The 8,934-nt window shown below is 62.8% G+C and carries 11 protein-coding genes; 6 read left to right on the top strand and 5 right to left on the bottom strand.

Translation table 11 applies throughout. From position 1 onward, the window contains the following. Positions 1-150 precede the first annotated feature (150 nt). Positions 151-1,260 (top strand): DHH family phosphoesterase, encoded by a 1,110-nt coding sequence (locus tag P2T60_RS16595; RefSeq protein ID WP_276280347.1) that lies wholly within the window; start codon positions 151-153, stop codon positions 1,258-1,260. Positions 1,261-1,425: 165 nt separating this feature from the next. Here P2T60_RS16595 and P2T60_RS16590 read toward each other — a convergent pair whose 3' ends face one another. Next, on the bottom strand, positions 1,426-2,139 hold the full coding sequence (locus P2T60_RS16590) for a hypothetical protein (RefSeq protein ID WP_276280346.1): 714 nt from the start codon (positions 2,137-2,139) through the stop codon (positions 1,426-1,428). Positions 2,140-2,147: 8 nt separating this feature from the next. On the opposite strand from P2T60_RS16590, the gene P2T60_RS16585 reads away from it, so the two are divergent. Genes P2T60_RS16585 through P2T60_RS16575 form a run of 3 tightly spaced genes read left to right on the top strand, consistent with a single transcriptional unit; the run spans position 2,148 to position 4,315 of the window. Beyond that, entirely contained in the window at positions 2,148-2,954 is an 807-nt protein-coding gene (locus P2T60_RS16585; RefSeq protein WP_276280345.1) for a BtpA family protein, read from the top strand. A gap of 39 nt (positions 2,955-2,993) precedes the next feature. Next, the gene (locus P2T60_RS16580; protein ID WP_276280344.1) at positions 2,994-3,731 is read left to right on the top strand and encodes a hypothetical protein; all 738 of its coding nucleotides are present in this window, start codon (positions 2,994-2,996) and stop codon (positions 3,729-3,731) included. A 53-nt stretch (positions 3,732-3,784) separates the two neighbouring features. Beyond that, positions 3,785-4,315, top strand: coding sequence for a hypothetical protein (locus P2T60_RS16575; protein ID WP_276280343.1), 531 nt, complete (start codon positions 3,785-3,787; stop codon positions 4,313-4,315). Positions 4,316-4,330: 15 nt separating this feature from the next. Here the strand turns inward: P2T60_RS16575 and P2T60_RS16570 are convergent, their stop codons facing one another. The 3 genes from P2T60_RS16570 to P2T60_RS16560 form a co-directional block, all read right to left on the bottom strand. Then, on the bottom strand, positions 4,331-5,299 hold the full coding sequence (locus P2T60_RS16570) for a carbohydrate kinase family protein (RefSeq protein WP_276280342.1): 969 nt from the start codon (positions 5,297-5,299) through the stop codon (positions 4,331-4,333). Positions 5,300-5,332: 33 nt separating this feature from the next. Continuing rightward, positions 5,333-5,614: a hypothetical protein gene (locus P2T60_RS16565; protein ID WP_276280341.1), complete on the bottom strand. Its 282-nt coding sequence runs from the start codon at positions 5,612-5,614 to the stop codon at positions 5,333-5,335. Positions 5,615-6,028: 414 nt separating this feature from the next. Beyond that, positions 6,029-6,454 (bottom strand): DUF5807 family protein, encoded by a 426-nt coding sequence (locus tag P2T60_RS16560; protein ID WP_276280340.1) that lies wholly within the window; start codon positions 6,452-6,454, stop codon positions 6,029-6,031. A gap of 382 nt (positions 6,455-6,836) precedes the next feature. On the opposite strand from P2T60_RS16560, the gene P2T60_RS16555 reads away from it, so the two are divergent. Next, positions 6,837-7,391, top strand: coding sequence for a DUF1684 domain-containing protein (locus tag P2T60_RS16555; protein WP_276280339.1), 555 nt, complete (start codon positions 6,837-6,839; stop codon positions 7,389-7,391). A 97-nt stretch (positions 7,392-7,488) separates the two neighbouring features. Further along, entirely contained in the window at positions 7,489-8,112 is a 624-nt protein-coding gene (locus P2T60_RS16550) for a peroxidase-related enzyme (RefSeq protein ID WP_382210136.1), read from the top strand. Between the two features lie 23 nt (positions 8,113-8,135). Here P2T60_RS16550 and P2T60_RS16545 read toward each other — a convergent pair whose 3' ends face one another. Then, complete coding sequence (locus P2T60_RS16545) at positions 8,136-8,828, bottom strand: class I SAM-dependent methyltransferase (RefSeq protein ID WP_276280338.1); 693 nt, start codon at positions 8,826-8,828, stop codon at positions 8,136-8,138. Positions 8,829-8,934: the final 106 nt, after the last annotated feature.

The raw sequence follows: 8,934 nt of genomic DNA, 5'->3' as shown, positions 1-8,934 counted from the left end.
TGACATCGGCGCTCGTTCGGTCGCGCTCCACGCGCCGGAAATCGGAGGTGTCGCCGGGCGCGTCCCTGCGGTCCGACGGCCCGCCGCGGCGTCCCCATCGCCCCGTCGCACAACCGAGGATTCTTCCCCGACCCACCCCGAGGGAAGGGTATGAAAGATTGGGTCATCGACGACGACAACCTCTCCGTCGAGCGAAAGTCCATCCTCCCCGGAGAGGGATTCTTCGTCCCCGACTCCGTAGAGGAAGCGAAAGAAGAGGCCGAGGCCGAAGCGGAACTGACGGGCGCGGACGTTGCGGTCGTCGCTGACCCCGACGCCGACGGACTCGCCTGCACCGCGCTGGTCCGGGAAGTCTACGGCGAGGCCGCCCTCATCGACGCCGGTCCCCACGACCTCGAAGACGCGCTGGAGCGAGTCGCCGACTACAGCGAACCCGGCGCGACCGTCTTCGTCTGCGACCTCTGTCCCGACACCTACGACGAAGTGGGCGAAGCGCTGGAAGTGCTGGCCGACCAAGCGGGCGACTTCCACTGGTTCGACCACCACCAGTGGACCGACCCCGTGGCCGAGGCGGTCCGGGACGCCGGGGTGAACCTCGTCGTCGGCGACAGCGACGAGGAGTGTACCGCCGACGTTGCGGTCCGGGCCATCGACTACGACTTCCCCGACTACCTCGCGGAACTCGCGGCCGTCACCCGCGACCACGACCTCTGGATACGCGACGACCCGCGGAGCGACGACCTCGCGGACTTCTCCTACTGGGCCGAACCCGAGGAGTACATCGAGGCCGTCGCCGAACACGGCGCGGACCTCCCCGAGGACGTACAGGAGTTCCTCGCCGAGATGCGCGTCGAGAAGGAGGCACTCATCGAGAAGGCGGTCGCCCGCGCCGACATCGAGGAAGTCGGGCCGTGGACCGTCGGCGTGACCTACGGCCGGTGTTCCCAGAACGAGGTCGCCGAAGAACTCCGCCAGCAGGGGACCGACGCCGCAGTCGTCGTCAAGCCCTCCGGAAGCGCGTCCATCCGCGGCACCGACAACTTCGAACGCGCCCACGAGGTCGCCCGGCAGGTCAACGGCGGCGGCCACCCGAAGGCCGCGGGGTGCAAGCCCTGCATCTACGACGACATGCTCGACTACGCCCACCACTGGACGACCCGCGGCGCGACGGCCAAGCAGGTGATTATCGAGGCGTTCTACAATCTGGACTGGGACGAGGAGGCGGGAGAAGACGACGGCGAGACCGAAGACGAGAACTGACTACCGGTCTTCGGACTCTTTCCCTTCTTCCCTCTGCTGGCGGTCGTACTGGGCCGACGTGATTCCGATTTTGGCGAACAGTTTGCGTGCGAGCGGCGTTCCTTTTTGAATGCGTGACGGTTCGAGTTCGTTTCCCGTTTTCCGTGATTTGCCCATGTACCGGTTTTAGTCATTATTACCTAAATAGATTCGGGCGGCAAACACGATGACGAGGGAACCGACGAAAGTACCTAACGGTCGAATTCCGTATGCCCGATGTACTACTATCATCCCTGCAGAAACGAGGAGAGAGACAACTCCAATCGAAAGCAAGAGCTGTACGACTTCGAGATACCGGAGGTTCTTTGCTGTCTCTTCAGCGAGTTCCTCCGACCACTCGTCGTACTCGTCTATCATGTTGACGAACCATTCGTCGTGGCTGTACGCGCCGGTAATCACGTCGTTTCGATGAGTTTCCCCGATTCCCGTCGGATACTGCGTGGCAGAGTACGCACCGACTCCGAAGAGTATCGAGACGACGAGCGAGACGACGCCGAGTGCGCCGAGGACAACCGGAAGTAACGAAAACCCACTAATGGCACCCGGACCACCGACGCTGACCCCCGACACGACCAACCCGACCAGAATCACCGCGGTCCGGACGCTTCGCATCGCCTTGTCGTCGATTTCCTCCATCGTTTCGACCCTCTTGTCGTACTCCCGGCGGGACTCCTCGACCGCGTTCTCCAGCGCCTCGGTCGCCGACGCGTCCGGCGGGAGTGCGTCCGACGTATTCGGACCACCGTTCACGGACCGGGCGTTCTGCCTCATCACGTTTGAATCTCCGCACGACTCGACCATCCCAGCACGAACGAACCGCTTAACCGCCGACCGGCCCATCTCCAACCATGAACGCTATCGACGCCGAGAAACCCGTCGTCGGCATGGTTCACCTCCCGGCCCTGCCCGGCGCGCCGAAGTTCTCGGGTGACCTCGAAGAGGTCCGAGAGACCGCCCTCCGAGACGCCCGGCGACTCGAGGCGGGCGGCGTGGACGCGCTGATGGTCGAAAACTTCGGGGACGCGCCGTTCTACCCCGACGACGTGCCCAAGCACGTCGTCGCGTCGATGACCCGCGTCGTCGCCGAAATCGAGGACGAAGTGGACCTCCCGATAGGCGTCAACGTCCTTCGGAACGACGCCGCGGCCGCGCTCTCGGTCGCGGCCGCGACCGAGAGCGCGTTCGTACGCGTGAACGTTCACGTAGGCGCGCGCGTGACCGACCAAGGAGTCGTGGAGGGGCAGGCCCACGAGACGGTCCGCCTGCGCGACCGTCTCGACTCCGACGCCGCCATCCTCGCGGATTTGGACGTGAAACACTCGGCCGCGCTCGCGGACCGACCGCTCGACGCCGAAGCGGTCGCCGAACCGGTCGAGCGCGGACTGGCCGAGGGCGTCGTCGTCTCCGGCGCGGGAACCGGCCACGAGGTCGGCGGCGACCACCTCCGGGCGGTCGCCTCGGCCCGCGACGAGGCGGGACTCGACGCGCCGATTTTCGTCGGAAGCGGCACGACGCCCGAGAACATCGGCGACCTGCTCGGGGTCGCCGACGGCGTTATCGTGGGGACCGCGCTCAAGGAGGGCGGCGAGACGACGAACCCCGTCTCTGTGGAACGAGTCGAGCGACTGGTTGCGGCCGCCGACGAAGTGCGATGAAGAGATGCCTTTATTATTGATAAGTAAAGATAGTCGATTGTGACAAAGAACCCACTTAGCTCGTTCAATATTTACGACATATTCGCTAATATTGTACCGGGGGTTGTATTTCTAATCGGCTTCACGTTTCCTTTTAAACTACAGAATATACTCGGTGGAAATACAGTCTCAATAACAAATATTCTCCTTTTTATTCTCTTCTCATTCGTTCTGGGCCAGACTCTACAAGCAATAGGAGGATGGGCAGATGGAGATCATGGATTTCCACGCTTCATAAAAGACATTCTGAACGAAGAATCGAAATCAAGGTTTGAAGTATCAAGTATTGATGAGACATTTCTGCTACTCTGCAGTACAACCTTCAGACTTCCGTCAAATTTCAACGACTATTATCGGCTTTTTAAGTTGCTTCTGGCGTATCTTGAATATTCGGGACGCTCACGAGCCCTTCGAATGCAGGCATTATATCTGTTCTCGCGTGGAATATGGGTAAGCTCGTGGCTACTCTTTCTTTGGTTCCTTGTCCTAACGGTCTCTATCCGGTTTGAGTACATTTCTCCACAATCACTTGAGCTTGTTAATCTAAATATGGACGATTTAAGGAGTGAAATAGTAATTTTAGCTTCCGATATTGTTGTTCTGTCTTCCGGATTAATCTTTACAAAGATAAGAAGTGAGATAGAAGAAGATTGGATAACGTATGTAGTCCTTGAGTTTTATTTAGATAGAGTCACAGCGCAACAGGGAGAGCAATTTCGGCAAAACATACAGATATAAATGCTGGCCTTAAGTACAAGACGTTTGAGGTACGATATGCCACTAGGAGGGATATGCACATGAAAAACGCTCTCTTTCGGTTTGTTAGTGCTGTTCGTACTAACACAATAATCGGAGCGTTGTTTGCCCTTCCCGGAATCGGACTAGCCTTCTATTTCTCTCCAAATGATGTCGGGTATCTGTTGATATCCACGGTAGCAATGGTACTATACGTTTCTGCACAGCGTGTGAACCAAGAGGAAGAAGTTGGCTCCGAGATTGAAGAAATACCAGAGAACAAGAGGGGCTTTTTCGTTTCGTTACTGATTCTTTCCACCTTCATAATGGTGACTGCACAACTGAGTACAGTTCTTATATTGGCTCAATTTTTGACGGGTGGCTCTGCACTTTTGGTTATTCCGATAGCTGTGTTTTTCCCGTTAATAGACCGACGGATAGCAGAACATCATCTACTTTTCTCCATCGGAGGAATAACAGCCATGGTTATAGTTCGATTATTTGTATTCGTATCGAATTATATCACGTCTCCATCTAGAGACTCATATATATCAGAAGAAATTAGAGAAGTAGGAACATTATATTGAGTTTGTTTGAAATCCTTATTTTTGTTCGAGGAATCTCTGGACTTTGCTCACGGTCGGCAGACCCCCGCGGGCGTTCTCGGCGGTGCAGTTGAGCGCCGCCGTCGCCGCGGCGAAGCGTCCGGCCTCCTCGGGGGAGCGATTGCCGAGGAGCCACCCGTGGACCAGTCCGGCGGTGAAGGCGTCGCCCGCGCCGGTGGTGTCGGCCGTCTCGACCTCGAACGCCGGAATGTCGAGGATTTCGTCGTCCTCGGTGAGCAGGAGCGCGCCGTCTGTTCCGCGGGTGAGCGCGGCTCTGGTGACGCCTCGCTCGCGGAGTTGTGCGACCGCCTCGCGGGGGTCCGCGCCGAGGTACGACCGGGCCGACACCTCGTTGGCGACGAAGCAGTCGCAGACCGGCAGGAGGGCGTCGATGGTCTCGGGGCGGGTGGCCCGGTCTTCGAGTTCCGAGAGGGGTCCGGCGAGGTCGAACACCAGCGGCGGGAAGTCGCCGGGGTCGCTCGCGGCCGCCACGAGGTCCGAGACCACCGGGTCGGGCGCGTACGCGCTGGTGAACGCGAGGTCCGCCCGCCGGAGGTAGTCGCGGTCGGCGTCGGTCAGTCGGAGGTTCGGGACGCTCTCGCCGCCAGCGACAATCATGCGCTTGCCGTCGGGGTCGCGCAGAATCAGCGAGTAGGAGGTCTGTTCGTCAGGATTTCCGCGTCGGACGCGCCGGGCGTCGATGCCCCGATTTCGGAGGTCGGTCAGAATCCGGTCGGCCGCGTCGTCGTCGCCGACGCGGGAGACGACCCCGGTTTCGCGCCCGAGTCTGGCGAGTGCCGCGGCGACGTTCGCGGCGACCCCGCCGATTGCGGTCGATTCGTCCCGGACGAACGCGCCCCCGTCGGGTTCGGGGAGGTTGGTCAGGCCGTACACGCGGTCCACGACGGCGCTTCCGACCGCGATTGCGTCGAGACGAGTCGGCGCTGGTTCGTCGGCGTCGGTCATCGCCGAGGTGGAGGGACTGCGGGAGGAAACACCTTACGACGGCGTTCGGAACTCGTAAGAGAGGTCGCCACCCTCGACGCGGATGGCACCGGCGTCGTGGTCGAAGTAGAGGGCTTCGACGCCGCCATCCTCGAAGTCGTGGAGGGGCATCCCGGCCGAGACCCGGCCGTCTTTCGTGACGAGGAAGGTCGCGCTCCCGACCGTGATTTCGATGCCCTCGCCGCTCTCGGACACCTCGCCGTCGGCGGCGATTTCCCGGAGGTGGTCCGCGACGGCGTTCCAGTCCTCGACGGGGACGCGCTCGTAGTCTTCCATGACGGCCGTGCAATCGTCACCGGCAAAACGGCTTGGGCCAGCGAACCCCGACGACGACGCGACCCCGGCGGCCGACGGCCGCCGGGACGCGCTCGGTGGAACTTCCACCGGGATGCGCCCGGTGAATCAACCGCCGGAACGCCACGGCCGACCAAACCACCAGTCTGGGTGGATGAAAGGGGCCGCCCGCTCGCGTTTACCGTGGTCGTCTGGCCGACCTCTATCCGGAGTGAGCGAAGCGAACGACGGATATGTCGGCCAGCGACCGCGAGCGGGTGGGGGCTTTCTGAGCGTTCGTCAAAGCAGTTTCTACGTCGCTATCACGAGACGAAGTGAACAAACGAGGTGTTTCCGAGCCTTAGTCGATTCACTCTCCAACGACCCGAAGACCGCCACGCGCGTCAGAAGAACCGTCTACGCCGACCCGTCGGCGACCCATTTCTCGGAGTACGCCGTGCCGCAGTCGCAGTAGGCGTAGGCGTGGATGACTTCGCCCTCGGCGTAGAGACCGCCGACCTCCTCGTTCTGTTCCTCGGCGAACGCGAAGACGAACTCGACGTTGCCACCGTCGCAGTCGGGGCAGTCGCCGCCCGCGAGGTCCCGCGCAATCTCGCCGTCGGTACCCATCGCCTGCTTCGCGAACCCCATCGCGTCCATGCCGGTCGCGGTCTTGAACACGCTCCGGCCTTGGTCGCCCTCGACTACCAACACCACGCCGCCGTCTACTGCTTCGCCGTGCTTGGCCAGTCCGTCGCCCTCGCCCTCGACGAACGAGTCGGCGAGAAACAGCGTCACGTCCTCGGGTCGCTCGCCCGCGAGGAACTGCTCGCGTTTGTCCATATCGCCGGTAGGGACGGCGACGGGAAAAGACCCGCGTTCTCGACGGCACGCGAGCAGACCGGACGAGTGAGAGGGTTGAACAGTCACCCCGGCGCGTGCTGGCGCGTCGCCATGGCGACGCGCCAACCGCGCGGGGTCTGCGCGAACGGACGTGAGCGCAGGCTCGTCAGAGCGTGCCTCTGACGGTGGATGAGTAGCGCAACGGAGTGAGCAACGCAATCGGTTGGGGAGGCGTGAGGCCCTCGCGGTGCCGTGCGGGTGCGGTCTGATAGGCGTCGGCAGTCGTCATCTGCGTTCCGCGTCCCGTCTCGTTCCGCGCTCCTTCCGACGAATTCAGAGAGTGATAAGAAGCGTTACCCGGCGCGAACGAGTACGACCGACCATGACCGACGCCGACGACTTCGACGCCGCGCAGTGGCGCGAGCAACTCCAGTCCCACCGCGCAGAGAAGGACGACTTCTTCGGGGACCACCCCCAGTCGCCGATTCCGCCCGAGGAGCGCGACGACTTCGCGGGTCTCGACTACTTCGACCCCGACGCCGACTACCGCGTGACTGCGACCGTCGAGGTCCACGACCGGCCCGACCCCGTGGAGATGGACGTGAGCGCCGGACGACCACAGCGCTACCTCCGGGTCGCCACGCTCCACTTCGAACTCGACGGCGAGGCGTACGAACTCGCGGGCTACCGCCAGCAGGCCGACGACGACGGCCTGTTCGTCCCGTTCCGCGACAAGACGACCGGACAGCAGAGCTACGAGAACGGCCGGTACATGGAGTTCGAGACCGAGGGCGAACTGGAAGACGGCGACGAGATAACGCTGGACTTCAACCTCGCGTACTCGCCGTTCTGCGCCTACAGCGAGACGTTCGCCTGCCCGCTCCCGCCCGAGGAGAACTGGCTGGAGACCGAGATTCTCGCCGGGGAGAAGGCGTAGGAGCGACTCGTTGGGCGACTCGCGCGCCCTCGGGCCGCGCGAGTCGCCTACCACGCAGTGAGAACTAACTGGCGACCCCGCGTCAGTGCCGACCGTCATGTCCGACGACCCCGAAACCGACGACGACCGGACGAGTGGCGACCGGACCGGCGACCCGCCGATGACGAACTTCCCGGTCCCTGACATCGAGGACCTGCCGGAAGACCTCCGCGAGCGAATCGAAGAAGAGACCGAGCGCGCGGGGTTCACGCCCAACGTCTTCCGCGCGTTCGGCTACAAGCCGAGTCACTTCCGGCCCTTTTTCCAGTACCACGACGCCCTCGTGGAGGACACGCCGCTCGACCGCGAGGAGGTCGAGATGATAGTCGTGACCGTCAGCGGCGTCAACGACTGCCTCTACTGCGTCGTCGCCCACGGCGCGCTCTGTCGGTTCTACAGCGAGCGCCCGAAACTCGCCGACCAACTCGCCACGAACCACCGCGCCGCCGACCTCTCGGAGCGACGCCGGGCGATGCTCGACTTCGCCGTGAAACTGACCGAGAAGCCGGGGCGCGTGACCGACGACGACTTGGCGGCGTTGCGTGACGCCGGTCTCTCCGACGAGGAAATCTGGGACGTGGGGAGCGTGACGGCCTTCTTCAACCTGAGCAACCGGATGGCCTCGATGGCGGACATGCGCCCGAACGACGAGTTTTACGACTTCGCTCGGGAGATGGAGTGAGAAATCAGGCCGGGAGCAGGGTGTTAGGGTGCGACGCCCACCGTCAGTAAGGTGCCGAACTCCCGGTAGCGTTCGACCATCGCCTCCCGCGAGTCCCAACTCTCGGTCGGGAACTCGCTTTCGTCGGGAATCTCGGTCTCTCGGTCGGGCACGTTGTCCTGTTCGGCGACGTAGAGACCGGCGTCCCGGAAGGCCTCGCGGTACTCCGCGGCCGACCACCGAGTCATCTCCACGTCGATGTTGTCCTGCCACGAGTGCGAGTGGACGTTCTCCTCGTAGTAGTTGACCGCGCAGAAGAAGGTGCCGCCGGGCCGCAGGACGCGGGCGACTTCGCGCAGGGTCTCGTGAGGGTCGTTGGCGTAGTAGAACGCCTCCATCGTGAACACGTGGTCCACGCTGTCGTCGGCGAACGGCAGGTGGTCGAAGTCCCCCACGAGGAAGCCAACGTCGCCGTCGCCCGCGCCGTCGTCGGTGTACTCCGTGGCGTTGCGCGCCATCTCCGGCGACCCGTCGAGTCCGTAGGCCCGGCCCGCGTCCTTGGTGTCCCGGAGCGCGCGAGCGGCGTACCCGCTCCCGGTGCCGAGGTCCAGCACGGTGTCGCCCGCCTCGACCGGCATCCGGGCCAGCACGTACTTGGCGGTGTGCCAGTGGCGGTCTTCCATCCCCTTGTCGCGGCCGTCGGCCGCCCAGTCGTCGAACTCCTCGCGTACGCTCATGCGCGGAGGGAGTCGTGCCACGGACAAAACCGATTCGGAACGCCGTCCGACTCCGGGTGGCGTCGCCGGGTGGCGTCTCCGGGCAGGTCCGCGGGCACGGGGCTTT

The sequence above is a fragment of the Halorussus caseinilyticus genome (genome assembly GCF_029338395.1).
Classification (GTDB): domain Archaea; phylum Halobacteriota; class Halobacteria; order Halobacteriales; family Haladaptataceae; genus Halorussus; species Halorussus caseinilyticus.
This window is presented reverse-complemented; position numbering and strand designations above follow the sequence as displayed.